Annotated in this window: 27 protein-coding genes; 9 read left to right on the top strand and 18 right to left on the bottom strand. The window is 64.7% G+C overall.

Annotated features, from left to right (window positions below):
* Nucleotides 1-130: 130 nt before the first annotated feature.
* Complete coding sequence (locus ABFX29_RS14775) at nucleotides 131-508, top strand: ArsR/SmtB family transcription factor (protein WP_152228579.1); 378 nt, start codon at nucleotides 131-133, stop codon at nucleotides 506-508.
* On the opposite strand, the gene ABFX29_RS14770 is transcribed toward ABFX29_RS14775, so the two are convergent.
* Nucleotides 505-1,305, bottom strand: coding sequence for an inositol monophosphatase family protein (locus ABFX29_RS14770; RefSeq protein ID WP_152228580.1), 801 nt, complete (start codon nucleotides 1,303-1,305; stop codon nucleotides 505-507). The two genes, ABFX29_RS14775 and ABFX29_RS14770, sit on opposite strands and share 4 nt — an antisense overlap.
* A complete protein-coding gene (gene ligA, locus ABFX29_RS14765) occupies nucleotides 1,302-3,551 on the bottom strand; it encodes an NAD-dependent DNA ligase LigA (protein WP_152228581.1) in 2,250 nt (749 codons plus the stop codon). The genes ABFX29_RS14770 and ligA overlap by 4 nt, the downstream gene beginning before the upstream one ends.
* 174 nt (nucleotides 3,552-3,725) lie before the next feature.
* Between ligA and ABFX29_RS14760 the strand changes: the two genes are divergently transcribed.
* Both ABFX29_RS14760 and ABFX29_RS14755 read left to right on the top strand, forming a co-directional pair.
* Entirely contained in the window at nucleotides 3,726-4,169 is a 444-nt protein-coding gene (locus tag ABFX29_RS14760; protein WP_152228582.1) for a YciI family protein, read from the top strand.
* A gap of 13 nt (nucleotides 4,170-4,182) precedes the next feature.
* Nucleotides 4,183-5,586, top strand: coding sequence for an RNA polymerase sigma factor (locus tag ABFX29_RS14755; protein WP_152228583.1), 1,404 nt, complete (start codon nucleotides 4,183-4,185; stop codon nucleotides 5,584-5,586).
* Here the strand turns inward: ABFX29_RS14755 and ABFX29_RS14750 are convergent.
* The 14 genes from ABFX29_RS14750 to ABFX29_RS14685 form a co-directional block, all read right to left on the bottom strand.
* Entirely contained in the window at nucleotides 5,573-6,034 is a 462-nt protein-coding gene (locus tag ABFX29_RS14750) for a hypothetical protein (protein WP_152228584.1), read from the bottom strand. The two genes, ABFX29_RS14755 and ABFX29_RS14750, sit on opposite strands and share 14 nt — an antisense overlap.
* 230 nt (nucleotides 6,035-6,264) lie before the next feature.
* On the bottom strand, nucleotides 6,265-6,750 hold the full coding sequence (locus ABFX29_RS14745; RefSeq protein ID WP_152228585.1) for a hypothetical protein: 486 nt from the start codon (nucleotides 6,748-6,750) through the stop codon (nucleotides 6,265-6,267).
* Between the two features lie 134 nt (nucleotides 6,751-6,884).
* The gene (locus ABFX29_RS14740; RefSeq protein ID WP_152228586.1) at nucleotides 6,885-7,364 is read right to left on the bottom strand and encodes a hypothetical protein; all 480 of its coding nucleotides are present in this window, start codon (nucleotides 7,362-7,364) and stop codon (nucleotides 6,885-6,887) included.
* A gap of 64 nt (nucleotides 7,365-7,428) precedes the next feature.
* Nucleotides 7,429-7,815 carry a hypothetical protein gene (locus ABFX29_RS14735; RefSeq protein ID WP_170287770.1) on the bottom strand — a complete coding sequence of 129 codons (387 nt, stop codon included), beginning with the start codon at nucleotides 7,813-7,815 and terminating at the stop codon, nucleotides 7,429-7,431.
* A 344-nt stretch (nucleotides 7,816-8,159) separates the two neighbouring features.
* Nucleotides 8,160-8,384: a hypothetical protein gene (locus tag ABFX29_RS14730; RefSeq protein ID WP_152228588.1), complete on the bottom strand. Its 225-nt coding sequence runs from the start codon at nucleotides 8,382-8,384 to the stop codon at nucleotides 8,160-8,162.
* 304 nt (nucleotides 8,385-8,688) lie between these two features.
* Nucleotides 8,689-9,567 carry a hypothetical protein gene (locus tag ABFX29_RS14725; protein WP_152228589.1) on the bottom strand — a complete coding sequence of 293 codons (879 nt, stop codon included), beginning with the start codon at nucleotides 9,565-9,567 and terminating at the stop codon, nucleotides 8,689-8,691.
* A 158-nt stretch (nucleotides 9,568-9,725) separates the two neighbouring features.
* On the bottom strand, nucleotides 9,726-10,208 hold the full coding sequence (locus ABFX29_RS14720) for a hypothetical protein (RefSeq protein WP_152228590.1): 483 nt from the start codon (nucleotides 10,206-10,208) through the stop codon (nucleotides 9,726-9,728).
* 173 nt (nucleotides 10,209-10,381) lie between these two features.
* The gene (locus ABFX29_RS14715; protein WP_152228591.1) at nucleotides 10,382-10,645 is read right to left on the bottom strand and encodes a hypothetical protein; all 264 of its coding nucleotides are present in this window, start codon (nucleotides 10,643-10,645) and stop codon (nucleotides 10,382-10,384) included.
* 125 nt (nucleotides 10,646-10,770) lie between these two features.
* The gene (locus ABFX29_RS14710; RefSeq protein ID WP_152228592.1) at nucleotides 10,771-11,646 is read right to left on the bottom strand and encodes a hypothetical protein; all 876 of its coding nucleotides are present in this window, start codon (nucleotides 11,644-11,646) and stop codon (nucleotides 10,771-10,773) included.
* A gap of 43 nt (nucleotides 11,647-11,689) precedes the next feature.
* Entirely contained in the window at nucleotides 11,690-12,124 is a 435-nt protein-coding gene (locus ABFX29_RS14705; protein WP_152228593.1) for a hypothetical protein, read from the bottom strand.
* Nucleotides 12,125-12,206: 82 nt separating this feature from the next.
* Nucleotides 12,207-14,768, bottom strand: a complete 2,562-nt coding sequence (locus ABFX29_RS14700; RefSeq protein ID WP_152228594.1) for a hypothetical protein — start codon at nucleotides 14,766-14,768, stop codon at nucleotides 12,207-12,209.
* Nucleotides 14,769-14,820: 52 nt separating this feature from the next.
* Nucleotides 14,821-15,204 carry a DUF6507 family protein gene (locus ABFX29_RS14695; protein ID WP_152228595.1) on the bottom strand — a complete coding sequence of 128 codons (384 nt, stop codon included), beginning with the start codon at nucleotides 15,202-15,204 and terminating at the stop codon, nucleotides 14,821-14,823.
* 3 nt (nucleotides 15,205-15,207) lie between these two features.
* Nucleotides 15,208-15,513 carry a pore-forming ESAT-6 family protein gene (locus ABFX29_RS14690; RefSeq protein ID WP_055240354.1) on the bottom strand — a complete coding sequence of 102 codons (306 nt, stop codon included), beginning with the start codon at nucleotides 15,511-15,513 and terminating at the stop codon, nucleotides 15,208-15,210.
* A gap of 38 nt (nucleotides 15,514-15,551) precedes the next feature.
* Nucleotides 15,552-15,887, bottom strand: a complete 336-nt coding sequence (locus tag ABFX29_RS14685; RefSeq protein ID WP_055240353.1) for a hypothetical protein — start codon at nucleotides 15,885-15,887, stop codon at nucleotides 15,552-15,554.
* 233 nt (nucleotides 15,888-16,120) lie between these two features.
* Between ABFX29_RS14685 and ABFX29_RS14680 the strand changes: the two genes are divergently transcribed.
* The 6 genes from ABFX29_RS14680 to ABFX29_RS14655 are packed head-to-tail and all read left to right on the top strand — an operon-like array spanning nucleotide 16,121 to nucleotide 24,288.
* Entirely contained in the window at nucleotides 16,121-16,516 is a 396-nt protein-coding gene (locus ABFX29_RS14680) for a hypothetical protein (protein WP_211372398.1), read from the top strand.
* Nucleotides 16,492-17,838 (top strand): type VII secretion integral membrane protein EccD, encoded by a 1,347-nt coding sequence (gene eccD, locus ABFX29_RS14675; RefSeq protein WP_152228596.1) that lies wholly within the window; start codon nucleotides 16,492-16,494, stop codon nucleotides 17,836-17,838. Before ABFX29_RS14680 ends, eccD begins: the two co-directional genes overlap by 25 nt.
* Nucleotides 17,839-18,867 carry a MinD/ParA family ATP-binding protein gene (locus ABFX29_RS14670; RefSeq protein ID WP_152228597.1) on the top strand — a complete coding sequence of 343 codons (1,029 nt, stop codon included), beginning with the start codon at nucleotides 17,839-17,841 and terminating at the stop codon, nucleotides 18,865-18,867. It abuts the gene before it with no gap.
* Entirely contained in the window at nucleotides 18,864-22,865 is a 4,002-nt protein-coding gene (eccCa, locus tag ABFX29_RS14665) for a type VII secretion protein EccCa (protein WP_152228598.1), read from the top strand. Before ABFX29_RS14670 ends, eccCa begins: the two co-directional genes overlap by 4 nt.
* Nucleotides 22,862-23,275 carry a hypothetical protein gene (locus ABFX29_RS14660; protein WP_152228599.1) on the top strand — a complete coding sequence of 138 codons (414 nt, stop codon included), beginning with the start codon at nucleotides 22,862-22,864 and terminating at the stop codon, nucleotides 23,273-23,275. Before eccCa ends, ABFX29_RS14660 begins: the two co-directional genes overlap by 4 nt.
* A complete protein-coding gene (locus tag ABFX29_RS14655) occupies nucleotides 23,275-24,288 on the top strand; it encodes a DUF6177 family protein (protein ID WP_152228600.1) in 1,014 nt (337 codons plus the stop codon). Before ABFX29_RS14660 ends, ABFX29_RS14655 begins: the two co-directional genes overlap by 1 nt.
* Nucleotides 24,289-24,447: 159 nt before the next feature.
* Here ABFX29_RS14655 and ABFX29_RS14650 read toward each other — a convergent pair whose 3' ends face one another.
* Nucleotides 24,448-25,461: an RDD family protein gene (locus ABFX29_RS14650; protein WP_152228601.1), complete on the bottom strand. Its 1,014-nt coding sequence runs from the start codon at nucleotides 25,459-25,461 to the stop codon at nucleotides 24,448-24,450.
* A 60-nt stretch (nucleotides 25,462-25,521) separates the two neighbouring features.
* Complete coding sequence (locus ABFX29_RS14645) at nucleotides 25,522-26,226, bottom strand: FHA domain-containing protein (RefSeq protein WP_152228602.1); 705 nt, start codon at nucleotides 26,224-26,226, stop codon at nucleotides 25,522-25,524.
* Between the last annotated feature and the right edge of the window lie 67 nt (nucleotides 26,227-26,293).

Genomic DNA, 26,293 nt, shown 5'->3' with positions numbered 1-26,293 from the left:
ATGCATACGTGTGCAGCTATTGGTGGATCAATTCTCGATTCCTGCGCCGGGCACAGCTAGGGTTCAGGCATCGAAGGGGCGCTTCAAACCGAAATTGGTTTCGCAGCCTCAATCTGTAAGGGAAGGGTTCATGGGATCCGCTACCGGCAAGGCTCCAGAAGACTCCGCAGCCCGCGCGCTGGGCGCAGTGGATGTTGCGGCGTGGTGTACCCGGTTCGAGTTGATCTCAGATCCCACGAGACTGCAGCTGCTGCTCTGCCTGCATTTCAGTCCCGGCATCACCGTGACCCGGCTGGCAGCTGCTTCGGGGGTTTCCCAGACGGTGGTAAGCCAGTCCCTGCGCCGGCTGCGGGACAGGGAATGGGTTCAGGCGGCCAAGGTGGGGCGTGAACACCGCTACCGGATTGTGGACGATTCCCTGCACCAGCTGCTGCACGTCATTGGGGCGCCGCATTCGGACCACAGCGATCAGCATTCACGCACACACGGCGTGCCGGGGCCTGCCTAGGCGAGCGGCACCAGCCAGGCCGTGGTCACGGCTGCCAGCCGCTCGGCGTCGTCCATTTTTCGGTCCGGCGAGCCGGGACGGCGAACCGTCAGGCCCGCTTCCTCGGCGATGAGCGCGCCGGCGGCGAAGTCGTGCTCGTTCAGGCCCCGCTCCACGTAGGCGTCCAGCGTTCCGTCGGCCACCATGCACAGGTCCAGTGCCGCCGAGCCGAGCCGGCGCACGTCAGCGTAGCCGTCCATCAGGTCCGCGAGCGCTGCGTACTGTTCGGTGCGGACCTCCGGTTCGTAGGAGAAGCCCGTGCCCAGCAGCTTGCCCGTCCGCTCGGGGTCCGGCCCGTGCAGCTGCCGCAGGTTGCCGTGCTCGGCCAGCCAGGCGCCGTGGCCCTTCGCTGCCCAGTAGACGCGCACCAGCGCCGGTGCGTGGACCACCCCGGCCAGCCACTCGCCGTCGGCGTTTACCGCGGCCACCGACGTGGCGTAGAAGGGAATGCTGCGGATGAAGTTGGTGGTCCCGTCCAGCGGGTCCACGGACCAGCGGACGCCGGAGGGTTGCTCGGGAACGCTGGCTTCGAGTTCCTCGCCGGTCACTGTGTCGAAGGGACGCATCCGGTTGATCACGTCCCGGACGGCGTACTCGGCCTCGGTGTCATAGGCGGTGACCCAGTCTCCGGAGGCTCCCTTGTTCTCGACGTGCAGCCCCGCCTCCGACCGTTTGGCCAGCACAGCGGCGCCGGCGGCGGCTGCCTGCCGGGCGACGTCGAGCAGTTCCAGCGGGTCAGGGGCGGGTGCTTTCGTCATGGCGTGGTTTCCTCGTCCTCTGCGTTGTCCGCTGAATCGGTGGCCGCCGAATCTGGCTCCAGCGGTCCGTTTTCCAGCAGCTGGCGGAACCCGTCTTCGTCGAGCACAGGAACTCCCAGCGACTCAGCCTTGTCCAGCTTGGTGCCGGCATTCTCCCCTGCCACCAGGTAGTCGGTCTTCTTCGAGACCGAGCCTGATGCCTTGCCGCCGCGGGTGATGATCGCTTCCTTGGCCTCGTCCCGGCTGAAGTTCGGCAGGGTGCCGGTGACTACGATCGTGAGGCCTTCCAGGGTGCGGGGCTGGGATTCGTCGCGCTCGTCGGCCATGCGGACGCCCGCACGGGCCCAGGAATCGACGATTTCAACGTGCCAGTCTTCGGCGAACCATTCCTCCAGCGCCGCGGCGATGGTCGGGCCGACGCCGTCCACGTGCGCGAGCTGCTCTTCGGTGGCTGCCCGGATGTTCTCCATGGAGCCGAACGCGGTGGCAAGGGCGCGTGCCGCCGTCGGGCCCACATGCCGGATGGACAGTGCCACCAGGACCCGCCAAAGCGGCTGGGACTTGGCCTTCTCCAGCTCTTCGAAGAGCTTGCGGGTGTTGGCGGAGGGTTCGGAGGGCTTCTTGGCGGTGCCCTTGGTGTAGAAGTACGGCACCAGTTCAGTACCGACCACTACCCCCTTGGAGCGTTTGGGCCGTTCGATCCGGACGTCGGCCAGGTCTTCGACCTTGAGATCGAACAGACCGGCCTCGCTGGTCAGTGGCGGGGTCTCCGGTTCGGCGGGCGAGGTCAGCGCGATCGCCGCTTCCCAGCCCAGGGCTTCAATATCGAAGGCGCCGCGGCCGGCCAGGTGGAACACCCGCTCGCGCAGCTGTGACGGGCAGGAGCGGGCGTTGGGGCAGCGGATGTCGACGTCGCCCTCCTTTGCCGGCTTCAGTTCCGTGCCGCAGGAGGGGCAGTGGGTGGGCATCACGAAGTCGCGTTCGGAACCGTCGCGGAGTGCGGTGACGGGTCCCACGATTTCGGGGATGACGTCACCGGCCTTGCGCAGGACGACGGTGTCGCCGATCTTCACGCCCTTGGCCTTCACTACGTCCTGGTTGTGCAGGGTGGCCATCTCCACGGTGGAGCCGGCTACCTTGACCGGCTCCATCATGCCGTACGGGGTGACGCGGCCGGTGCGGCCCACGTTGACCCGAATGTCCAGCAGCTTGGTGTTCACTTCCTCCGGCGGGTACTTGTACGCCACGGACCAGCGCGGAACCCGGGAGGTGTGGCCGAGCGCGCGCTGGAGCGCGAAGTCGTCCACCTTGACCACAATGCCGTCGATCTCGTGGGCCAGGCTGTGCCGGTGCTCGCCATTGGTGGCAATGAACTCCAGCACCTCGTCATAGGTGTCCAGCACCTTGTAGTACGGCGAGGTGGGCAGGCCCCAGGCCTTGAGCAGCTCGTAGGTCTCCGACTGGCTGGCGGCACCCAGACCTTCCCGGGCGCCGATGCCATGCACGTACATGCGCAGCGGGCGTTCGGCGGTGACCTTCGGGTCTTTCTGCCGCAGCGACCCGGCCGCAGCGTTGCGCGGATTCGCGAACGGCGCCTTCCCGGCGTCGACCATTTTCTCGTTGAGCCGCGTGAACTCCTTGGACGGAATGAACACCTCGCCGCGGATTTCCACCTCTGCGGGAAGGTTCTCGCCCTGGAGGCGGCGCGGGATGGAGTCAATCGTGAGCACGTTGTGGGTGATGTCCTCACCGGTGGTGCCGTCGCCGCGGGTTGCCGCGCGGACCAGTTCCCCGTTGCGGTACAGCAGGTTCACCGCCAGGCCGTCGATCTTCAGTTCGGTCAGCCAGCGGACCTTCGACCCCGGCGCGATGGACGCGATGGAGGCTTCGGCGCGCTTCACCCAGGCATCGAGTTCATCCAGCGAGAACACGTCTTCCAGGCTGTACATCCGGGAGAGGTGTTCCACCGGCGCGAACGCTGCGGATACTTCGCCGCCGACTTCCTGGGTGGGGGAATCGTTGGTCACCAGTTCGGGGTGGAGTGCCTCGAGCTTCTCGAGCCGGCGGTACAGCTCATCGAACTCGGCGTCGGAGACCAGCGGCGCGTCCTCGTTGTAGTACGCGAAGCGGTACTTCCGCACCTGGTCGGAGAGAGTCTCATATTCTTCGCGCAGGCTGTCGCTGGGCGGTGTGTCCGTGCTGACGGCGTCGACGGCTTCTTCGGGGGATGTCTTGGCTGTGCTCACCTACCCAATCTTGCCGTATGTATGACGGCGGCGGGAGCTATGCGGGACCTGCCGGCTGCCGCGCGTCCCCGGCTCGGGAAATAAATTCCCAATGGCTGTCGATATCCGTGCGGCCCGTTCGACGGCATAGTAGGAGCAGCACGGAGCGCTCCCCCTAGAGATCAGGAGAATGCCATGAAGTACATGATGATTATGCGGACCACTGATTCGGCCGTTGAAGCTTCCAAGGACATGCCGTTTGAAGAAATCATCAACGCCATGGGCGCCTACAACGAATCGATGATCAACGCCGGGGTCCTGCTGGCGGGAGAAGGGCTGGCCGAGGTCACGGAGGACAATAACTTCGTCGTCGACTTCTCCCAGGAGCCGCCGCTGGTCACCGACGGCCCGTACGGCGAGACACACGAACTCTTCAACGGATTCTGGATCATTCAGGCTTCCTCAAAGGAGGAAGCTGTGGAGTGGGCCAGCCGGTGCCCGCTTGGCCCCGGATCGAAGCTGGAAGTCCGGCGGGTAACCGATGCCTCCGACTTCGAGGATTTCGCGGACAACGAGTACATCCAGAAGGAAGAAGGCTGGCGCGAGCAGGAAGAAAAGCTCCGGGCCGAGAACCCCTAGCGTCATGGCGTCCATGGACTGGGCTGGTGAGGACACCGCCGCGGCGGTCCGCCACCGGATAGACGCCGTTTGGCGGATTGACGGTGCCGGGATTGTCGCGGCCCTGGCCCGTGCCACCGGGGATCTGGGTCTGGCGGAGGACGTTGCCCAGGAAGCGGTGGCTGAGGCGCTGGCCTCCTGGCCAGCTGGGGGCGTGCCGCGGAACCCGGCTGCGTGGTTGACCGCCGTCGCCAAGCGCCGCGCGATTGATGCCTGGCGGCGGGCGGAACGCCTTCAGGACCGTTACGCGGATCTGGGCAGGAGTCTGAAGGACGTTGCCGATCCGGAGTGGGATCCCCTGCCGGACGACGTCCTGAAACTGGTTTTTGTGGCCTGTCATCCGGTGCTCTCCCGTGAAGCGCAGGTGGCGTTGACCCTTCGGATTGTGGGCGGGCTGTCCACCGGGGAAATCGCCCGGCTGTTCCTGCTTCCCGTGGCTGCGGTGCAGCAGCGGATCGTCCGGGCAAAGAAGACCCTGGCCGCCGCCCGGGTTCCTTTCGATGTGCCGGAACCGAATGAATGGGGAGCCCGTCTCGGCGGGGTGCTCGCGGTGATCTACCTCCTGTTCACGGAGGGATACGCTGCGTCCGCCGGGCAATCGTGGATGCGCCAGGACCTGGCAGCAGAGGCACTGAGGTTGGGCCGGCTGCTGTCCCGGCTCGTTCCGCGGGAGCCGGAGGCTCTCGCCCTGGTGGCGCTGATGGAGTTCCAGGCATCCAGGTTCCGCGGCAGAACGCGTGCGGATGGATCACCCGTGCTGCTGGCCGACCAGGACCGCACGCTGTGGGACCGCGCCCAGATTGAGCGCGGGCGGGCCGCCCTGGCTCAATCTGATGCTCTGAGGCGGGGCCGGGGTAACTATGCGCTGCAGGCTGCGATTGCGCAGTGCCATGCGGTTGCGCCGAGTGTCGAGGGTACGAACTGGCAGCGGATCGTGCTGCTGTATGAGGCGCTGGGCCGGCTGGCACCGTCTCCTGTAGTGGAGCTGAACCGCGCGGTGGCGGTATCCATGGCGACCGGTCCGGCGACGGCGCTGGAGATGGTGGACCGGCTTGCTGCCACGGGTGCGCTCCGCGGCTCGCATCTGCTGCCCAGCGTGCGGGGTGAACTGCTGTCCCGCCTCGGCCGGGCGGAAGAGGCACGGACTGAATTCAGTGCTGCTGCTCCGCTGGCGCGCAACGACCGGGAGCGGGAGGTCCTGGAGCGCCGCGCTGCCGGGCTGTGGATGCGCTGCGGATTAGTTGGCGCCCTTCCGCCAACGCACCTTGGATTTGATGTTGTGGATCATGCTGGCAGGCAGCCAACCGAACCGGTTCGTTATGGAGCGTGTGAAAACCGTGCTCTTCCACAAGGCCCCATCTCTCCTAATCGCTGCTGAACGGAGTAATTTTGACGTGAATATTCCGTAGGCGGTCAGCCTGAATCCACCCCGCCACTGACACGTGTTCCAGCGGCTCGTTCTCGCCGAAAGGAACGAAATCATGGTTATTAATTAGCATGCGCTTGTACATTGTATCCATGGGGTCGATACTCGCGACGGAGAGCTTTCCACCAATGTCCTCAGCATCGATAATTACATTGCGTCCCGGCCCAAGACTGCCCGTAACACGTACACGGTGTCGGTTGGTTACTTCATCAGCAGGTACTTCCAAAGTATGTTTAGAAGGACTCCACGCATTAGTATGCCAGGCAGGGCTGGGCGCTTCTTCGCCGTTGTGCACTATGGTCAACATTCCTTCATAAGGCTTTAAGGACCAAAGCTCAACTTCCTGCCCTCGCCATGTCCCATAATTCCCGGTGAGTTTCGTTCCATCTTTTTTCCACATAACTATAGACTCCCCTCCTACTGCGGCGCTGTGTGGTATAGGGGGGGGCGAAGGCCGTGAATCTCTGAACGGACCCCAGCGTCTGCTCGTCCAATGCACTCCCGTCCTTCACCACGAAGCCCCCGACGTATCTCTGCTCCCGTCGACCCGGAACTCAACCTACTCTGAATTCAGATCCCTATGCGTGAAAACCTAGGTCTTCCTTGTTAATGCCCCGCTCTCGCAGGGACCTAGCCGGCATCCTTACGCCAGCGCACTACGGAACTGATGTTGTGGACCATGTCCGCGGGTAGCCACCCAAAAACACCCTGGCGAGACACAGGTTCACTCTCAACGAAGGTTTGAAAGCCATGCTGTTCCATAAGGTCCATTTTTTCTTCGGTCCAGAAACCCCTGTCGGCTACTAGCGCCAGATTCCCGTCAGTATCTTCTCCGACGATTTCCACCTCTTTCCCTGGCCTTATCTCACCGGTCGCCAAGACGGCATGAATGTTAGTCACGTTATCCATCAGAACTCTCCGTGTGTGTGAGAAGCGGGGTCCTGGGAACTGGTTTTTGTGGTCGTGGGTCCGCCAGCCGGGCCCCGGCGAGTCTCCCCCGCTTTTGACAAGCGTCAGGGTGCCGTCGTCATTGGGGCCAGTCCCTCTCAGTTCGAATTCTTGGCCGTCCCAGGTTCCGTACTTACCGCTGAGTTTCATTCCATCCGTTCTCCACATGATTAGAGGCTAATCCACCCGCCGGAGTCCCTATCGTAGATCCCTGCCAGCACCTCGTTACCTTGCCTGTCAATACGCCGCATCTCCGCCCCGTCCTGCAATAGCGTATTTCCTTCGACCCTTCGGTAGGTCACTCAGTCCGTGCCGAATAGGATGATTTCCACTTGAAAATCCCATAATTGATCAGCAGGAAGCCAGCCATACACCATTGTGTGCCCTAATGGTTCATTCCTACTAAAAGGGTCAAAGTTGTAGTTATCGATTAATTGACGCTTACGCACCGTTGACATAGGGTCAATGCTCTCCACAGCGAAATGTTCATCTAAGTCTTCCGCTATGACCATAAGCTCGCACCCTGGACTAAAACTCGCCTTAACCCAGACCTCGTGGCGGTTAGTGACCTCTTCGGCCGGCACGTTCAAAGTATGTGACACGGACGTCCTGGCAAAGCGGTTAGGGAGAAACTTAGTCTGCCATTCTGTGCCCGAGACATCTCCACCATCTTTTATAAGTGTCAGCATCCCCTGGTACGGCTTGAAGGACCAAAGCTCGAATTCTTCACCCTGCCAAGTACCGTAATTTCCGGTTAACTTGGTCCCGTCTTGTTTCCACATCTCTACAGGCTAGTCCATCCGTTGTCGGCGTGGAAAAACACCAATCAGCACTTCGTTACCGTTCTTATCGATCCGGCACCTGATTCCAAACAGCGTTCACTTCAAATAAATCCCGGACCTCTGCCGACGGCACTTCCTTCGACCAGCACCCGCGCATAGTCGGCCGGAAACCCGTGACGTCTTCCGGCGGTGCCGACGCAGCGGCAAGAACGATTTGATCTCCAATCAGATCTGCAGGGAACTGGTACCCGTCCCACATGGCAACCCATCCAAGAACAGACTGGGGTACCGTGCGCTTCGGCGTGGCGATATCAGCGCCTTCCATAACTCCCCAGCCTGTTGCCACGTCGACGTAGACGGCGAGCAGCTGCTCCTCGTGACCCTCGCGGATCCTCCACAGTTCAGCACGCGGCGGGATTCGGCATTCGTCAATAAACCACACCGGCGCCACCCCGCCGCCTCACTGCGCAAAACCGGTCCCCGAGAATGGTGGACGATCAACGAATCCCGGAGCAATAGCGGTGTGCACATACGGCGACGGCGGCGCTTGGAACCGAAGCACATCCAAGAACTCCGCGTCCGGGTCCCAGGGAGAGCCCGGGAAACCGAGTCCGTGCGCCTCGTACAGATCTCTTGGTGATTTCACGTGCTGCACGTCAGCGACGTTCAGCGCATAACCGGCCAGCGTATCTCGGTTGGTCTCCACGAGACTCCGCACGTGTGCGGGGCTCAACGGCTTCTGGAAAATCATGCCCTCTGCTTTCAATATGGCGGAGTCTTGACTTAGGGGCTTCACTACTTCAATAGATCGTGCTCGGTCAGAACGACGTCCGATAGGTCTTCCCAACGAAACTCTCCGTGGTACTCACCCGGTCCGGCGATAGTGATTTCCGGGATCTCTCCGCGGCGGATCTGGTCCTCTTTCGGGCCGCCATCGACAAAGGCATACACCGTCCCCTCGCGGTATTTTTGGATGCCTACCCCGAGCCCTTGCCAAGTTGCTAGCACTGAGATGTCCACCAACCGGTCCAACTCTCTTTCAGAGACTATCCGGGTCCAGGACAAGGGCCTGCCCCTGTCATCCGCATCATCAGACGGCTGCCACTGTTCCCCCGGGGATTCTTCGGCATGCGTATAAAGAAACAAGCGTCCATGACCCAATGAGTTGGCCCGAAACCACTCACCCTGCAGCACACCGTACAGACCCGGGACCCGCATCCCATTTTGCAAGTATCGCTGTGCGCGCCGGTACTCTGGCTCGGCTGCCCCTCGCTCGTCTCCGGTATCGGGAAGAGGCGGGACCAATCGCAATCTAGTCACGGGGTCACCCCCGGAACGCCAGGGACGGCAACCGGTTCTGGACCACCTGAAGATCCTGCACCTGCGACTCCGGCACCACAGTCCAATACACCCCGGCATCAGCCTTGTTCAGCCCCAACGCCTCAGCCCGGTCCGCGTTATGCCCCGTATAGAACAACCGGTACACCTGCCCATCCTCCCCCTGGGCGGCATCCGTAATCCGGAACGGCTCACCCTGCCAGGAACACGTCGCCAGCAGCTCATAGAAGTCCTGGATCTCCCCCAGTCCCACCGTCCGGCGCCAAACCCCCTTCGGGGTCTGCTCAAAACCCTCCACTCCGGGATCCGACGCAGCCGCCACTTCAACGGAACGGCCTTCATTCACCAAATCAGCACGGAACACCTGCCCCTGCCACACCGCCGACCAGCCCATAATGTGTGACGGGATATGCGCACCAGGCCGGTAAATGCCCGAGGTATCCGCCACACCCCATCCGGTCGCCACCTCAAAATAGACCGCAATCAGTTCATCGGGCTGCCCGGCCCGGATCCTCCACAGCTCAGCTCCCGGGGGAAGCGCACACTCATCCAGGAAATACACCGGCACCACACCACCGGACCACGCAGCGAAACCCGTCCCCGTAAACGGCGGACGGTCCACAAATTCCGGGCCCGCAGCATCGTGCACATAAATAGACAACGGCACCTGGAACCGCAGCACATCAACGTACCCGGCCGCCCGGTCCCACGGCGTCCCCGGGAAATCCAGACCATGAACCGCAAACAAGTCCTCAGGCGTCCGCGCATTCACCGCATCCCCGGCGTTCACCACAAACCCCGAAATCGTGTCCCGGTTACCACCCACCAGGAACTCAACCTGCCCCGGACTCAAAGCCTTCTGCATGAAAACCAAGGTGTTCCCCCCTCTTCATGTCCCCGCGTTGTCGCCGGGACCTAGCTGGCATCCTTCCACCACGTGCCCATAAGCCGCTCGGGCACCGGACCTAAACCACAACCACAGTAAACGTGACCGGTTACCGTCGACTGTGAACCAATAGACTATTATTCTGGGGTATCATGCAAAACTGTCCGGCTCTCAATGTTGGTTATACGCTGCGCCGGAAGCCAACCAAAAACCATAGTCCTTTCAAGCGGTTCATTTTCATACATGGGCTTAAACCCGTGATTGCTACTCAGTTGCCGCTTGTATAATGCAGCCATTCGGTTGGAAGCCTCAACGGCCAAGTTCCCTTCATCATCTTCACTGATGATTACCAATTCGCGCCCCGGCCCCATGAATCCTGTTACTTTTACAGAATTGACATCAGAAACTTCTAGCGCCGGTACCCTGCGGAAATGGTGATAAGGAGTCCGTGCAAAACGATGGGGGAAAACAGTGGTATCCCACTCTGGTCCCGGAGAGTCGCCGCCTTCCTTAACAAGAATTAAGGTGCCGTTGGCAGGAACCCAGGAATGAAGCTCATGTTCGACGTCATTCCATGTCCCATAGTCGCCAGTCAGCTTCGTTCCGTCTCGTCTCCACATATCTAGAGGTTAACCCATTTCTGGCCTGTATAAATGCCAACTAGAACCTCATTGCCGTAGCGGTCGATACGCCACATCTCAGCCCCGTCGTTCAGCCGAATACCACCATCAATGTCAAGTTCCGGGCCGAGTCTTGACTTAGGCGCTTCACCACTTCAGCAGGTCGTGCTCGGTCAGCACGACGTCGCTGAGGTCTTCCCAGCGGAATGCATATCAACAAAGGAGTACACCGTCTCCCCGACATAGTCGTGGATGCCCAGCCTTAGTCCCCGCCAAGTGGCCAGCCTTTCCGTCGGGGTTTCAGTCGCTGCCCGCTCAAGGAACTGATCCGCTGCCCGCCACGCAGCGCCGACCTTCCCGACCGTCACGCGGGAGGTATCCACCACCGTGGTGAGCGCATTGATCTTGAACGCCTGCGCGGCGTCGGTAACCTCCACCGTGGCACCGGCACCGGCCGTCAGCAGGATCGTAGCCAGGTTGAACGACGTCGCTCCGGCAGCGTAGGCCAGGGCGGGTAGCTAGGGCCGAAGCCCGTTACGGCCGCTTACCCCATCAGGAAGGCCTACCTGGCAGCTCGCATTCGGCTTTGGAACATTTCGACGTCCGTCACCAGGCTCTCAGGCTGAACGGTCCAGTAAACACCTGCGTCCGCTTTATTCAAGCCCAGCGACTCGGCAACATCAGCGTTATGGCCGGTATAGAACAACCGGAAAATCCGTTCATTCTCACCATGGATAACATCTGTGATCCGGAAAGGCTGATCCCGCCAACGGCACACAGCATTCACTTCGAAAAAATCCTGGACCTCCGCCACAGGAACTTCCCTTGACCAGCACCCGCGCATAGTCGGCCGGAAACCCGTGACCTCTTCCGGCGGTGCCGACGCAGCGGCAAGAACGATTTGATCTCCAATCAGATCCGCAGGGAACTGGTACCCGTCCCACATGGCAACCCACCCAAGAACAGACTGGGGTACCGTGTGCTTCGGCGTGGCGATATCAGCGCCTTCCATAACTCCCCAGCCTGTTGCCACGTCGACGTAGACGGCGAGCAGCTGCTCCTCGTGACCCTCGCGGATCCTCCACAGTTGAGCACGCGGCGGGATTCGGCATTCGTCAATAAACCACACCGGCGCCACCCCGCCGCCCCACTGCGCAAAACCGGTCCCCGAGAATGGTGGACGGTCAACGAATTCCGGAGCAATAGCGGTGTGTACATACGGCGACGGCGGCGCCTGGAACCGAAGCACATCCAAGAACTCCGCGTCCGGATCCCAGGGAGAGCCCGGAAAACCAAGTCCGTGAGCCTCGTACAAGTCCTTAGGTGATTTCACGTGCTGCACGTCAGCAACGTTAAGCACATACCCGGCCACCGTATCTCGGTTGGTCTCCACGAGACTCCGCACGTGTGCGGGGCTCAACGGCTTCTGGAAAATCATTCCATCTTCTTTCAACGAGGCGGAATCTTCAATCAGGGCTTGGTTACTTCAACAACTCCCGCTCTGACATAACGAGGTCGGTGATGTCTTCCCAGCGCAGCTTTCCATGATATTCACCCCGTCCGGCAATCGTGATCTCCGGGATTTCGCCGCGGCGAATCTGTTCCTCCTTGGGACCGCCGTCGACAAAGGCATATACCGTTCCGTCGATGTATTCCTGGATGCCCACATTGAGACTCCGCCATTTAGCGGACACGAGAACGCGCACCAACCGGTCCAGGTCGCTTTCAGCGACTTCCCTGGACCAGGACAAGGGCCTGCCCTCGTCGTCCGCATCATCAGAAGGCTGCCACTGTTCCCCCGGAGATGCTTCGGCAGAAGTGTAAAGAAGCACCCGTCCGTGGCCCAACGGGTTGGCCAGATACCACTCCCGCTGCAAAACGCCATACATACCCGGGACTCGCATCCCATTGGGCATGAAAAGTTCGAATCTCCTGGGGGTGGGAACGGCCCTGGCATCCCCACGTTCTGAATCAGGGAGAGGGGGTACCAACCGCAATTTAGTCAACTGAACTCAGCACCCTTCGCCACATACCCTGCTTTCCCGTGATCCCCTTCTTGTTGCTGTCGAAGATAGCAACAAGGACGCGTTCTCCCGTTTTGTTGATTTCCCAAATCACCGCACCATGGTGGTAGACCGCTCCAGCATTCTTCTCTACGGAATATTCGGGAACCACCTTCGTGTCATCCACCATACTCCCCGTATAACCGCTGCCCATATTCGGCTGAGGAAGCCTCTCGATGTGTGGCTCGGGATAAGGATTACCGGCTGAGTCCGTCGTTGGGGCGTCGTGCCTGACCAGTGCATCCTGTGCGCGCCCGTCGGGAACCTGCACCAGGTTCACGTCATTCGTTCGGAATTGAATGGCATAGACCGCATGCTCATTGTTCGGGAAGTAAGGGGTGTCCTTATAATCGAGCCGCAAGGCCCAGTAGACGTCCTCTGGGGTGCGAAGATTTGCCACATGGGAGGCTTTGCTGATGTAGCCTCCTGCTGAGCGGCCGTAGGGGTTGGTGTCTTCCAGCAAAGCTCTGAGGGCATTCCCCTGGCCCTTGGCATCGTTGCCATGGATGATCTTCTGCATAACTGTATTGCGGTCCGGCTCAGGAATCGAATGCCTGAGTTCCATCAGATCCTGAAGGTCGCGAGTCGTGAGGTCCTCGACCGGGGTCTCTACGGTACGGCGCATCCAATCCTCGTCCCGTCCCAACCGTTCCAGTCCAGGGCGGAGTTCCTCCAGCGCGCTGACGAACGGGGTGGTCTTCGGGAACTCGATCGGAATTCTGGTCCCGTCTCGGAAAACTGCCTCCGTGGGCTGTCCCGTCTCGTCCTTGACGACCCGTCCGGGACGATCGTCCCTGCCACCGCCATGGTCTCCCGGACCAGCGGGCTCATCGCCCTTTCCACCCGCACGGGTGTCGTCGCCATCCACACGTCCCGCGGGAGCAGAAGTATCCGTTGTCCTTCCTGACGGTGTGCGGTCCTCCGGCACGGCGTGCCCGGGCTTACCTGACGGCGACTCAGCACCAGTACCGTTGCCGCGCACCGGGGCATCCGGTGCAGATGACCGGCCGTTCCCGGAAGGCTCGGGAACGTTCGTGCGCACCGGGGCATCCGGCGTCGCCGCTGAATGAGGAACGCTGGACCCGGCACCCGAACCGCCACCGGTGCGGGCCGGTGGAGTGTCGGGTGTGAAGGCCACGACGCGGGGGCCCGCCCCGCCGGCACCGGCCAGCGCGGGAGTGCCGAACCGGCCGTGGCCGGCAGTGGCCAGCACGGTATCCACCCTGTTCAGTGCTGAGTTCAGTGCCGCCCGGCCTGAGTCCAGCGCTGACTTGCTCGAATCGATCACGAACTGATCCGCCGCCTGCCACGCATCTCCGACCTTGCCGACGGTCACCCGGGAGGTGTCCACCACGGTGGTGATGGCGTTGATCTTGAACGCCTGCGCGGCGTCGGTGACCTTCACCGTCACTCCGGCCACCTTGCCGATGCCCGAGGCATTTACCACCGCGGATACCTTGCCCGAGGCGTTGGCTACATCGCCGATCTTCCCGGCCACAGAACCGACCTTCGCCGTTGCACCGGCACCGGCAGTCAGCAGGATCGACGCCAGGTCAAACGACGTCGCTCCGGCAGCGTACGCGGGATCGGTCTGCCACTCATCCCAGTGGATGGCAGCTTTGCCAACCGCCAGCAGTTCATCCCCCGCCTGCCGAACACGGTCACTGTTGCCGCTGGCGTGCAGGGCAATCTGGACCGCAGGGGTAGTCATGATCACCAGGTTTACTGCGAGGTTCCCCAGGCCCTTCCAGGTCTGTTCGAAGGCCTCCGCACCGCCGAGCCCAACCATGTTGCCGAGCCCGGTGACTGTGCCGGTAACGCCGCTCCAAACACCCTTGCCAAAGGAGGCAACGCCGTCCCAGGCGTCCCGGTACCAGGGTTTGTCCCATTCGGTGGGCTGTCCCCACGGAACGTTTCCCTCCACCGCAGCGGCGTCGAGCTGTTCCCCGCTGAAGCCGAACTCCACCTCGCCGGTCCCGGCGCCTTCTTCGGTGGTCAGCACATACTTCGGGCCGCCGTAGATCGCGCTGATCGCGTTGGCGCAGACGCGCTGGGCTTCCTGCAGATCCGAATACAGGCGGTTGAGATCGCCGATGATGTTCTGCTCGGCCTGGATCAGGCCTTCGTCGTCATCCCAGTCGTCCTGGCTCCGTCCGCGGGTCCGGGAAAAGAAGTTGGCAGCATCCGCCTTCACCGCATCCAGCCGCAGCTTTAGGGCATCCACGGTATCCGCGTAGGCAAGGACAGCTGTATCGACGGTGCCAACGTCCGAATCGAGATCCGTGGCAGAAACAGTGACCGGGCGGAAGGCGTTGAACACTACTTCGGAACCGGCAATGTCATAAACGTCCGGTGACTGCAGATGTCCCCACGCGGTAGCGGATTCCTCAGCGGTGTCCACGACGTCGCCGACGGCGCTCACCAGCGCCGCGGCCGCTGCGCGGATCACTTCCGGATCCGGCAGCACAGCCTCGAACGCTGCGATGTCGATGCTCAATGGTTTCCCCCGGTTTGAACTGGATACGAGTGCTGCTGGGCCTGCGGCTGGCCTAGACGGCCTGCGGACCAGGCCCGTAGTGGGCTGCAGGTTCCGGCGCCGGCGGCGGATCGTCCGCCGCAGACTGTGCGGCACGCATGGACGCTTCGCGGGCATCGGCGGCCATCTGCGCGTCGGATTCGAGCAGGATGGCCAACACGTTGTTGACCGCGTTCACGGCGTTCGAGGAGCGTCCGGCAATGTTCGTGAAGGCCGGGTTGATCAGCTTCTCGGTGAGGGCTCCCAGTTCAGCGGCCACCGGCTCAGCCATGCAGGCCGTGGCCAGCTCACTGATCTTCTCCCCCACGGCAGCGAATTCGGCACCGTATTCCTCCAGCAGGGGTGCTACCTGCTGGAGGACTCCCGATACGGCGCCGGGGTTGACGTTGTAGCTCACCGGCTAGCCAATGTTCTGGACAGCGCTCCTGGCGCGGGAGCCGGCGCTGGACGCGGTCTGGTCGTTGAGGTTCAGCGTCTGCTTGACCAGGGCAATGATGTTGCGGGTCTCGTTGGCGGCGTTGCGGAAGCGGTTCTCCACCGCCTGGTACTCCTCGGAGACGCCGTCGGCCTGGAAATCGGACATGGCCGCGTTCACGGCTTTCTCGCGTTCGCCGATCAGGGACTCAAGGCGGGCAACAATGGCCTGGATGTCTCCCTGTACGGCAGCGGAAGTATCGGTGTCATAGCTCAAACGGTCCTGGGACATGGCAATTCCTTCTCTAAGACTGTGTAAAAGGGCGGGAGTTAGCGTGAGGAGCCGAAGCGTGCGGCATCAAAGCTGGCCGCGCCCTGCTGCTGGGCTGCGTTGTCCGCTGACTCCTGGTCGCCCATCTGGAAGGAACGGTCCATTTCCGACTGGCCCATCAGGATCGCCGACAGCGAGCTGTTGAGCTCGTTGGCGATCTCATCGGTGCGGGCTTTGAACTCGTCGAAGCGGACCCGGCCCTGGCCGTTGAACTTGCCCTGGAGCGGGGTGACAGCGTCCATGAGGTTGCGGACCAGCTGGCCCAGATCCTCATTGGAGTGTCCCGTCTGCTGCGTCAGTGTGCCGAGGGTCGAGGACCCCATATCGAATTTCATTCGTCTACCACCTCCGGCACCTGCGTGCCAATCGTCCGGTCATTCCCCCCGCTGCCGTCCTCCGGCCGCCCAAAGCGGCCCGGCTTCCGCGCGGTACCCCCTTATACAAGCCGCACTTCCCGAGGCCCGCAATGGGGAGAACTACCCATGTGGATAACCGCCCGCCGCCGCCGGGAATAGGGCCGGGGCATGTAAGGATATGTAGCGTACTTGTGATTGGGGGAACATGCATCATGGCAAGCGACTACGACAACCAGCTCATTGAGTCCGTTGCTGTCCGCCGAAACCGGCTGCTCACAGCCCTGCTCTACGGGGGGAACCCTAACGAACGCCGCTGGGCGGACACCGTGAAGCTGTTCCTGTTCAGCGTTGCCGTGGCGGCCCTGATCGCAGCCGTCTGCGTCGGCTACTCGTTCGTCACGAACCTGCTCGAGCAGAACCGGGCCAAGCAGGAACAGCAGCAGCAAAGCACCGCCGCAGGTCCCCTGAACGACGGCGGGAGCGCAGCAGGTGCCGCCGGCGGCAGTCCGGTCACCAAACACACAAGCGTCACCGAACACACAATCATCGATCACCTGAGCCACGAGACAGGAGCCTGGCAGCCATGGCGCATGCCTACACACGGGTAACGCTGGTGGGCCGGCAGCGCCATCTGGATCTGCTGCTGCCCTCGGACCAGCCGGTGGCGGCGCTCATGCCGCAGGTGCTGGATCTCCTGGGCGACGAACCCGCCGCGGACGTGGCCGCCAAGGTCCTCGTCACCCCGGACGGATCCGAGCTCACTCCCACGGACACCCTTGCCCAGGCCGAGGTGCTCGATGGCACCGCACTTCAGCTCTGCAATGCTTCCGAGGCCCCGCCCGCTCCGGTCGTCTACGACGTCACCGACCTGGTGGTCGCCGAAACCGAGGCAGTTCGCGGCCGATGGACCAGGACCTGGAAAAACGCCACCGCCGGTGTCTTTGCAGCAGCCGGTCTCTGGGCAGGTGCCGAACTGATCATCGCGGCCCTCGCTCCGCAGGCAGCCTGGTGGCTGCTCGCTGCCCTCGCTGTGCTGGCCGCGGCCGCAGGCATCCTGCTCTGCCGCCGCAGCCCCTCCTCTCCCGCGGGGCCCGCCGCCATTGGGGCCGCCTGGCTGGCCGGACTGGGCTCCGCCCTTCATGCAGCCGGATTCCTCGGCGGGACCGACGGCGACTACGCGCGCGCCGGACTGCTTCTCGCCGGGTCCACCACGGTGACGCTCCTGGCCCTTGGTGCGGCGAACCGCCGGCCCAAGGCCATGTACACCGGCGCACTGGCAACAGCTCTTACTGCAGCGGTCTGGAGCGCCTCGGTGGTTCTCACCGGCACAGCTGTCCAGGCAGCAGCCCTCGCCGGGATCGCCAGCGTACTGCTGCTCGGCCTGCTCCCCGGCCTGGCTCTCGCCGCTTCCGGCTTGGCGGCGCTGGATGACCGCAGGGCCAAGGGCAGCCAGGTGGGACGCCCGGATGCCCTCGAGGCCGTCGCCTCGGCGCACGGCGGACTGGTAGCCGGCACCGCGGCCGCCGCAGCTTCCGCAGCCCTCGCGCTGTGGACCCTCGGCACGGATACAGCCCAGCAGGCCTGGTCGCTGCCGCTGCTCGCAGTGCTCACCCTGGCGGTATTCCTGCGTGCCCGGGCCTTCCCGCTGGCCCCGGAACGGCTGGCACTCTACGCTGCCACCGCCGTCGGGCTTGCCGCACTCGCGTCCGGGAGCAGCAGGTGGTTCAGCGACCAGCCCTGGGCTACCGGGGTTATGGTGCTGGTGCTCGCGGCCGCCGTCTGGATCGCACTGTCCCTGAACCTTCCGGACCATGCCCAGGCGAGGTTCCGGCTGGCGGCAAAGCGGCTGGAAACCCTCGCGATCCTCGCCTCCGTCCCGCTCGCGGCCGGAATGTTCGGTATCTTCGCGCAACTGCTGGAGAGCTTCTAGATGACACAGATAACTCCCGGGACCGATTTCGGGGCGCCTGCCGCAGCCCAGGACGACGGCTTTGAGTCCACGCCCCAGCGCCTGCGGCGCACGCTGCGCACCCGCCCGGCGGAAGGACCCGCACGCCGGCTGCTGCTGCAGGCGGCGGACATGTTACGCGGGGACGACTACCCGCAGTCCCTCGCAGAAGCCGCTGCCGGTGTGCAGCGTCCAGTGACAACCGGCCGGCGGATCGCGGTGATGGGTTTCCGCGGCGGTGCCGGACGGACCACGGCCGCAGCCCTGCTGGCACGCACCTACGCGTCCCTGCGCACCGACGCCGCAGCAGCGGTTGACCTGGCTGAAGCCGGAACGCTCGCGCTCCGCCTTGCGGCACCGGTGGCCCCGTCCCTGGACGCCGCGGCAGCCCGCCTGGCACGCACCATCCCCGGTTCGCTCGCCGAGGTGCGGAACGTCGTGGCCTCCCCCGGACCGGACAACCTGCTGGTTACCGGGCGGCGGTCCGCTGCGGGAACCCAAAAAGCCACGAACGACGACGCCACCCACCTCTCCCGGGTACTCTCCCGGTATTGCCCGGTCACCCTCTTTGACTGCCCGGCGGGTCTCGGATCCGACGCCGTTCAGTGGGCCCTGGCCGAATCCCATCTGGCCCTTTTCGTCACTCCGGCCAGCGTGGCCGGAATCGACGATGCCGGGCAGGCCGCCGAGCTTTGGCGCAGCAACACGGCCATGGCACAGGTGCCCCTGCTGGTGCTTCTCACCCGTTCCTCCCGCAGCCCGTTCAATCCCGTGGCCGAAGCCCGCAGGCTCGCCCGTTCCGGGATAGACACCGCAGTGCTGGACTATGACGCCCATCTGGCCGCCGGCGTCGAAATCCAGCCCCGGCTGCTGTCCCGTGCCGCGCGCCTGCAGTCCGCCGAACTGGCTGCCCGGGTCCTCGCGGCTGCGTCTTCCGCGCCCGGCCGGCCCGGAAAGCCCGCCGCCGCCAGGCAAGCCGAAAACGGTTCCGGGAGGAGGGCCCGGGTATGAGCGTGAAACTGCTGCACCGCCCCGCCCGCACCACCCCGCCGGCCCGCAGCATGGAAGCGTTCACCCTGGACGCGCCGCCGCAGATCGAGGGCGGCAAGGGCGGGATGAACATGATGTCCCTGGTGCCGCTGCTCGGCGCCGGCGTCTCCATGACCGTGATGATGCTCTTCCGCGGCTCGCCGCTCGCTGCCGTCGGCGCGCTCATGATGATCGTGACCATCCTCGCCTCGATCGTGATGATGGTCAGCCAGCGCGGGAAACAGGGACGCGCCCGCCGGGAACAGCGGGAGAACTACCTCGAGTACCTGGAGCGCTGCCGCACCACGCTCCGGGTCCAGGAACAGGAGGCAGCCGCCGTCGCGCGTGCGGCCAACCCGCCGCCCGAGGCGCTCTTCGACATTGTCCGCAACCACCGCCGGGTCTGGGAACGCCGCCGGCATAACGAGGACTTCCTCCGCACCAGGATTGGCACCGGCACCCGGAGCAACCGGGAAATCACGATCATGGATTCGGGGTCGGCACTGGCCCGCGATGATACCTTCATGACCGCCGAGCTGCAGATCCTCAAGCGGCGCTACGAGGCGAGCCCCGACCTGCCGGTCACCGTTCCGCTGGACGGCGCCGGAACGGTCAGCGTGGTCGGCTCCCGGGAATTCGTGCTCCAGGTCTCGCGCCTGCTGCTGCTCCAGTCCGCGGCGTTCTCCTCACCCGAAGACCTGAACCTGGCGGTGGTCTCCCCCGAACAGACCCGCGCAGACTGGGAGTGGGCCACCTGGCTCCCGCACCTGGCGGACCAGGACAAAACCCACCGCACCGGTCCCGTCCGGCGGATTGCGCCCAGCATGGACACGCTGGCCGACCTGGTCCAGGACGATCTCTCCCGCCGCTCCAACATGGCCGCTGAGGCCCGAAAGAACTTCCTGCGCGGCGGAATCGGCTCAGCACTCCCGCGCCTGCTGGTGGTTTCGGACAGCTACGGGACGCTGCCGTCCGAGCTGCCCTTACCGGACCGGCAGGCCGCTCCGGGCCAGCTGGGCATCACCACCCTCCACCTTGCTGCAGACAGAGGACAGGAGCCGGGGGAAGTAGCTGTCCGCATCTCTGAAACCGACTCCGGGTTCCTGCTGGAGAACTACCGCGAAGATCCGGTCCAGCCGCGCCTGGATACCGGCACACTGGATTCACTTCCCGTGGCGCTGGCCGAGTCACTCGCCCGGACCCTGGCTCCGCTGCGGCTCTCCCCCGATTCCCTGGAACACGAGAGCACCGGCAGCTCCGAAGGATTCCTGGACATGCTTGGCCTCTCCCCCCAGCTGGATGAAGCAGACATCCGCAGGCTCTGGCAGCCGCGCAGCGAGGTGGACTTCCTCCGGGTACCGCTCGGGGCTGACGACCGCGGCCGTCCCGCGCTGCTGGACCTGAAGGAATCCGCCCAGTTTGGCCACGGTCCGCACGGCCTCTGCGTCGGTGCCACCGGCTCCGGCAAGTCCGAAATGCTGCGCTCCCTGGTGGTCGGCCTGCTGGCCACACATCCACCGGAACTGCTGGCCATGGTCCTGGTGGACTACAAGGGCGGAGCCACGTTCGCACCGTTCGCCGACGCGCCGCAGGTCACCGGCGTCATCACCAACCTTTCCGACGATGTCAGCCTCATCGAACGCGTCTACGCCAGCCTCTCCGGCGAAATCCAGCGCCGACAGGAAGTCCTCAAGGACGCCGGCAACCTGGCCAACATCACCGACTACCAGCTGCACCGCAAACACCGGCAGGGCCAGGGCGAAGAGCTCCCGCCGCTGCCGCACCTGGTGGTCATCATCGACGAGTTCGGCGAGCTGCTCACCGCACGCCCGGACTTCATCGAACTCTTCCTTTCCATTGGCCGCATCGGGCGGTCCATCGGCGTGCACCTGCTGCTCTCCAGCCAGAGGATCGAAGGCGGCAAGCTGCGCGGGCTGGACACCTACCTCTCCTACCGGATCGGCCTGCGGACCCTTTCCGAATCCGAATCAAGGACTGTCCTGGACACTCCGGACGCCTTCCACCTTCCGCCCGTGCCGGGATTCGGATACCTGAAGGTGGATACCACCACCTACACCCGGTTCAAGGCCGGGTACGTCTCCGGCCCGCTGGAAGACGCAGCAGCCCCCGCAGAGCAGGACGTGGACGAACAGCCGCCGGTCCTTGAAGTACCCCGCTACGCGGCGTCACTGGAGTCCTCACGGGACGGCGGCGCTCCGGCACCGGCCTCGACGTCGTCATCCAAACGCACCACCGGACCCACCGTGCTGTCCACGCTCATGGACACCCTGGCCCGCTTCCCGCGCGCCGTGGACCCGATCTGGCTGCCGCCGCTGCCCCGCGGCCTGGCCCTGGACACCGCGGCCGGCGGAGTGCTCACCACCAGCCAGGGACTGCGGCTGAACGCCGGCGGGAACCTCTCCATTCCCATCGGCCTGCTGGATGACCCGGCGAAGCAGTGGCAGGGCATCTGGAACCTGGACCTGGCTGCCAACGGCGGGAACGCCGCCATTGTGGGCGGGCCCTCCACCGGCAAGAGCACCGCGCTGCGCACCATCGCGGCGTCGCTCGCCCTGACCCACACGCCGTCCGAAGCCGGTATCTACGCCGTGGACCTGCTCGGCAGCTCGCTGCTCCCGTTGGAGGGACTCCCGCACGTGGGCGGGGTGGCCGTGCGCACCAACCGGGAAGTTGTCCGACGGACCGTGGACGAGGTACTGGGCATGCTCACCCAGCGCGAACGGATCTTTGAGAAGCACCAGATCGATTCGCTCGGAACACTGCGCACCCTGCACGCCCAGGGCCGGATTCCCGAGCTACCCAGCGCGGACATTGTGCTGCTGGTCGACGGATACGGGCAGCTCTCCGACGAGTTCGAGGACATCGAAAAGTCCGTCCACGCCTTGATCTCCCGCGGCGGCGGCTACGGGATCCATGTGGTGGTCACCTGCTCGCGCATGAATGAAATCCGGATTGCGCAGCAGAGCTTCTTTGGGAACCGGATCGAGCTGCGCCTGGCCGATCCCGGCGAATCCGCGCACGGCCGCAAGCTAGCCGAGGCCCTGAGTCCCGGCACACCGGGCCGGGCGCTGACCGACCGCAAACTGCAGGGCCACATCGCCCTGCCGCGGATCGACGGCGACCCGGATGAGGGCTCCGCAATCCAGGGCACACGGGATCTGGTGGCAGCCGTAGCCGCCTCCACCGACGGCCGGGCGATGGCGGTCCGGGTGCTTCCTGCCGTCGCTCCTGCGGATCCCGCAGCGGTACCGTCCGTTCCGGGCCTGGTGCCGCTGGGACTGCGGGAAACCGATCTGGGCACCGAGAACCTGGATCTCCAGGGCCGCGAGCACCACCTGGTGGTCATGGGCGATGACGCCTCGGGCAAGTCCAATGTGCTTCGAAGCGTGGTTCGCACCCTCGCCGCCCAGCACACCGCCGAGAACATCGTTTTTGCCGTCTTCGACCCCCGCCGTGCCCTGGCCGGCGAGGTCCAGGAAGACTATCTGGGCGGTTACGCGACCAGCGCGGCACTGGCCGAGAAACTGGCCGCGGCCGTCGCCTCCGAGCTGGAGAAGCGGGTGGGGGCCTCCCCCGAGGAAGTCGCCGCCGCGCCGCGCGTTGTCCTGGTGATCGACGACTACGACGTGCTGACTGCGGGCGGTTCCTCACCGCTCGCGCGGCTGACCCCGTACCTGCCCCTTGCACCGGAGATCGGGCTGCACGCAGTGCTGTCCCGCCGGGTGCGGGGCGCCAGCCGCGGCATGTACGAATCCTTCTTCACCGCGCTGCGGGACTCCGGCAGCGCCGCCCTGATCCTCTCCGGCGACCGGACCGAGGGCGGCCTCATCAACGGTGTCCGCGCCCGCACGCTGCCGCCAGGCCGGGCCCAGCTGATCCAGCCCGGACGTCCGGTGCAGATGCTCCAGCTGTTCCTCAATGATCCGGCCAGCGCTGTGGCACCCGTGGGTGGCCAGTGAGCGCGCGGTGGGTGGTGGTCAGCACCGGCGAACCGGACCGCCGCACCGTGGTCCAGGCCCTGGCCGAAACCATGCCGGAGCAGAGCATGCGGGAAGCCGCTGCCGGGGAGGTCCTTGAAATACTGGACGGCGAGCGTGTGCCGCTGGCCATCGAACTCCCCCGCCTCATTCAGCTGCCGGGAGAGATCCTGCGGCTGCACCCCGGCGCGGAGGTCAGCGCACCGGCCGGGTCCGCCATTCCGGGGTTCTTCACTGCCGAGGCAACCGGATCCGCTGCACCGTTGTGGTGGCTCGAGGTCTATGCCACCGGCGGGGTGCCCGACGGCGGCAGGCTGGCTGATGCGTTCAGCCACGCGTTGGCTCGGCTGACCGGCGGCGTAGTCCTGATGCCTGACGGGGTGCGGTCCTGATGCACGACTCTGCGTACGACTTCCTCACCACGTCCACCGCGATGGTTTTCTGTGACCAGCCGGTAGCCGCCCTGAGTCCCTGGCTCGCCCGCGCCCACGCCGGAGCGGTCGAGTCCGGCCGCCGCTTTGTGCTGCTGACTCCTTCCGCTTCTTCCCTCACGCTTCCGCTGTCCGCCCTCTTTGACGGTGACAGCGCGTCCTGGATGGCAACCGGCTCCGACGGCGGGTTCTTCGACGCCGTGACCGGCCAGGCCCAGGTGTGGGACGGCGGCACCCTGCAGCCCGCCGGATCCGTGGCGGATGACTTCCTGGCTGCCGAACGGAGCCCCGGCGCCTACTTCCACGTCCGTGCCAGCGTCCTGCACCCGGCGTCGCTGTCTACCCGGGCGGGAGCGTTCACCGAACGCGTCTTTGAAGCTGTCACCGGATCATCGCCCGTGGGCTGGGGACTGTATGAACCGGTAAGCGAAACATGGGACGCCGCTGCCTTCTCCGACTACTGCTACGGGCGTGCGCCGCTGCCCAGCCGTCTGGTTGTCCTGGGTTCCGCACCCGGCGCCCCCGGCAGTCCGGGGTTGGCGGCAGGATCTATCGCCGTCGTCACCGTGGAGCGCACCCGTTCCGGTGTGGTGGAGAGCGTCGAATTGCTGGCCGGCGCCCGGGCCCCTCTCGATGACGCTGGGCTGGACACCTTCCTCGCGGCCATGCACCGTGCCCGGGCACGGACGGCAGTGCTGGCCTACGGCCTCGGATACCGCGATCTGCTGCGCCCGGCCCGGTTCACCGGGACTGCTGTTCCCGGTGCAGCCCTCTTCGGCCCGGAGGCCCTCGCCGGACGGCAAGCTTCATCCGTGCTGGCCTCCGCCGGTCCCCGTGCGGAGCTCATCGGCGCCGCACCGGCCCAGTCCCTGGGTGTGCGGTATTCGCTGGAACCGGTTCCGGGCGAACCGCACCCGCTGGAGGCCTACGCCCGTCTGGCCGTCGAGCTGGCTCCCGAGCCGCGGCGCCCCTGACGGGACGTTTCGTGTAGCCCCGCATCGCCGAGCGAGGAACGACCGAGTTAGTGGAAGATCCAGGGCCCCTCTCCGAGCTTGCGAGGAGGAGGGCAGGATCTGTAACGCTAAGGGGCGGCGAAGCGTCCCGTCAGGGGCGGTGGTACGTCCCGCCTAGGGCTAGCCGACGGTGAAGTGCCGGTCACCGAAGTACACGGTGCTGCCCGACGGCGCGAGCACGGGGCTGTGCGCCGCGAGGGCTTCGTGCCGGCCGTCCGGGGCCACGATCGAGCTGCCGTTGGTGGAGCCCCGGTCAGTGATCCACAGCCCGGTTGAACCGTCTGACTGCAGGTGCAGGTGGGTCTTGGACACGGACCGCCCCATATCCGCGAAGTCGATCAGCTGGCTCACCTTCTCACCGATGGCCGGCGCGGGGTTGCGGCCCAGCAGCGCGGTGCCGGTGACCCGGACAGCCGCGCCGTCGTCGAACACCAGGCGGCAGCCGGTCCCCTGCCCGCGGGAGACGATACGGGTCAGTTCAACGTCTTCTTCCTCTTCCGGTGCAGGACTGCTCACCGCTGTCTGCGTTGCGGCTGCGCCTACTCCGGGCACACTGCTGATCGGAGCTGGTGGCCCAGCCGGTGCGGCAGGCGCCGGCGTCGAAGGTCCAGGCACCCACCCGGTGGCTGGCGCGGCGGTCGGGGCTGGTGCGGCGGCCGGGACCGGTGCCGGGGCTGCTGCACCGGCCCAGCGTCCGCCGGTCAGAAGCGGATCGCGGCCGGCCCGGATGTCGACCACGAGTGTACGGGCGGCCTTGTCATGCCAGCCCTGGCGGCGGGTGGGATGGTCCCAGAGGTTGGAGACCGTCATGATCCAGGGGCCCACCACTGTGAGGGCTGAGACGGCAAGGAGCAGGTTCCGTACCAGGACGGCAGCAAAGCCCGGAGCCAGGCCGTCTTCATTTACGGTCCGAAGCCCCAGGACCCGGTTACCTGGAGTCTGCCCGCTGCCTGCTTCCCACAGCCAGGTCCAGGCCAGGTATGCCGCAGCGCCGGCAGCGCACAGCCCAACGGCCAGCCGGCCCGGAACCAGCACTGCGACCAGCGCGAGAACCACCAGTGGCACGCTGTCCACCGCACGGGCTGCCAGCCGCTGGCCTGCCGTGGCGTTCACAAGATTCGGGTTGGTCACCATTGCCTCTTCGTTCCTAGCGTCATTTCTCTCCGCGTGCCCGGGGTGGGAACAGCTCTCGCTTTAGGCCTCAGGGTCAGCGGAGACCTGGTCCAGCAGGACGAGGTCCGCCGACGTCACCAGCTGGGATGTCACGGCGTGCTCCACCAGCCGGGCCCTGCGGTTCACCGCCAGCTTTCCAGGCCCGCCCCGAAGCCCCGCGACTCCCACCCGGTCCAGCTTGTCGCACACGTTGTCCAGCTTGCGGTTGAACCGTGTCTGGGACCATCCCAGCCGGGCCGCAGCATCCGCTGAGGTGGGCAGTGCGCTGTAGCCCGTGCCGTCGCGGCGCAGCATGGGCTCGGCAAGCGCTACGATCACCGCGCGCTGCGACTCGGTGAACATTACCGGGCCGATGGTGGTCTCCCCCGATCCCGATCCGTCCAGCGGGTCAGGCCGGAACGCAGGCGTCTTGAGGTGGGCGTCGAATTCATAGGTGGTGGGACCGGCGGTAAAGATGACACGGGTCTGCTCGAACACCAGCGGGATGCGGGCACCCGGCGACACCCAGGCCTGCATGCCGCCCTTCGAATCGGAGATGGTCGCTGAGATCCGGCTTCCGATGTTGGTTAGCCACCAGATTCCGTGTTCCTGGGAAATCGTCAGGAACTGCCGGTGAAGGTACGGGTTGTCATCAATGGCGAGGTCGCCCTCGCGCCCAATCCGGAACACTGTTCCGTCATCGGGTTCGTACCATTCCCCGCTAAAATCGATCGCCAGATCCCCCAAGATCCCTCTCCTTCGTAGCGGCCCCGGCGCATCCCCTGCAGCGGAAGCCTTGCCTGAGCAGCCCGGC

This window comes from Arthrobacter gandavensis, assembly GCF_039528575.1.
GTDB classification, from domain to species: Bacteria; Actinomycetota; Actinomycetes; order Actinomycetales; family Micrococcaceae; genus Arthrobacter_B; species Arthrobacter_B citreus_B.
The sequence above is the reverse complement of the archived record's forward strand: the minus strand, read 5'-3'. Positions and strand labels throughout refer to the sequence as shown.

Bases quoted from the DNA above. Each gene is read 5' to 3' on its own strand.
- ABFX29_RS14685 (WP_055240353.1), bottom strand. From the start codon at position 15,887: ATGAAATTCGATATGGGGTCCTCGACCCTCGGCACACTGACGCAGCAG.
- ABFX29_RS14720 (WP_152228590.1), bottom strand. From the start codon at position 10,208: ATGTGGAGACGAGACGGAACGAAGCTGACTGGCGACTATGGGACATGG.
- ABFX29_RS14750 (WP_152228584.1), bottom strand. From the start codon at position 6,034: ATGTGGAAAAAAGATGGAACGAAACTCACCGGGAATTATGGGACATGG.
- ABFX29_RS14760 (WP_152228582.1), top strand. From the start codon at position 3,726: ATGAAGTACATGATGATTATGCGGACCACTGATTCGGCCGTTGAAGCT.
- ABFX29_RS14775 (WP_152228579.1), top strand. From the start codon at position 131: ATGGGATCCGCTACCGGCAAGGCTCCAGAAGACTCCGCAGCCCGCGCG.
- ABFX29_RS14770 (WP_152228580.1), bottom strand. From the start codon at position 1,305: ATGACGAAAGCACCCGCCCCTGACCCGCTGGAACTGCTCGACGTCGCC.
- ABFX29_RS14755 (WP_152228583.1), top strand. From the start codon at position 4,183: ATGGACTGGGCTGGTGAGGACACCGCCGCGGCGGTCCGCCACCGGATA.
- ABFX29_RS14725 (WP_152228589.1), bottom strand. From the start codon at position 9,567: ATGCAGAAGGCTTTGAGTCCGGGGCAGGTTGAGTTCCTGGTGGGTGGT.
- eccD (WP_152228596.1), top strand. From the start codon at position 16,492: ATGGCGCATGCCTACACACGGGTAACGCTGGTGGGCCGGCAGCGCCAT.
- ABFX29_RS14650 (WP_152228601.1), bottom strand. From the start codon at position 25,461: ATGGTGACCAACCCGAATCTTGTGAACGCCACGGCAGGCCAGCGGCTG.
- ABFX29_RS14655 (WP_152228600.1), top strand. From the start codon at position 23,275: ATGCACGACTCTGCGTACGACTTCCTCACCACGTCCACCGCGATGGTT.
- ABFX29_RS14705 (WP_152228593.1), bottom strand. From the start codon at position 12,124: ATGCCCAATGGGATGCGAGTCCCGGGTATGTATGGCGTTTTGCAGCGG.
- ABFX29_RS14670 (WP_152228597.1), top strand. From the start codon at position 17,839: ATGACACAGATAACTCCCGGGACCGATTTCGGGGCGCCTGCCGCAGCC.
- ABFX29_RS14740 (WP_152228586.1), bottom strand. From the start codon at position 7,364: ATGTGGAAACAAGACGGGACCAAGTTAACCGGAAATTACGGTACTTGG.
- ABFX29_RS14690 (WP_055240354.1), bottom strand. From the start codon at position 15,513: ATGTCCCAGGACCGTTTGAGCTATGACACCGATACTTCCGCTGCCGTA.
- eccCa (WP_152228598.1), top strand. From the start codon at position 18,864: ATGAGCGTGAAACTGCTGCACCGCCCCGCCCGCACCACCCCGCCGGCC.
- ABFX29_RS14745 (WP_152228585.1), bottom strand. From the start codon at position 6,750: ATGTGGAGAACGGATGGAATGAAACTCAGCGGTAAGTACGGAACCTGG.
- ABFX29_RS14710 (WP_152228592.1), bottom strand. From the start codon at position 11,646: ATGATTTTCCAGAAGCCGTTGAGCCCCGCACACGTGCGGAGTCTCGTG.
- ABFX29_RS14680 (WP_211372398.1), top strand. From the start codon at position 16,121: ATGGCAAGCGACTACGACAACCAGCTCATTGAGTCCGTTGCTGTCCGC.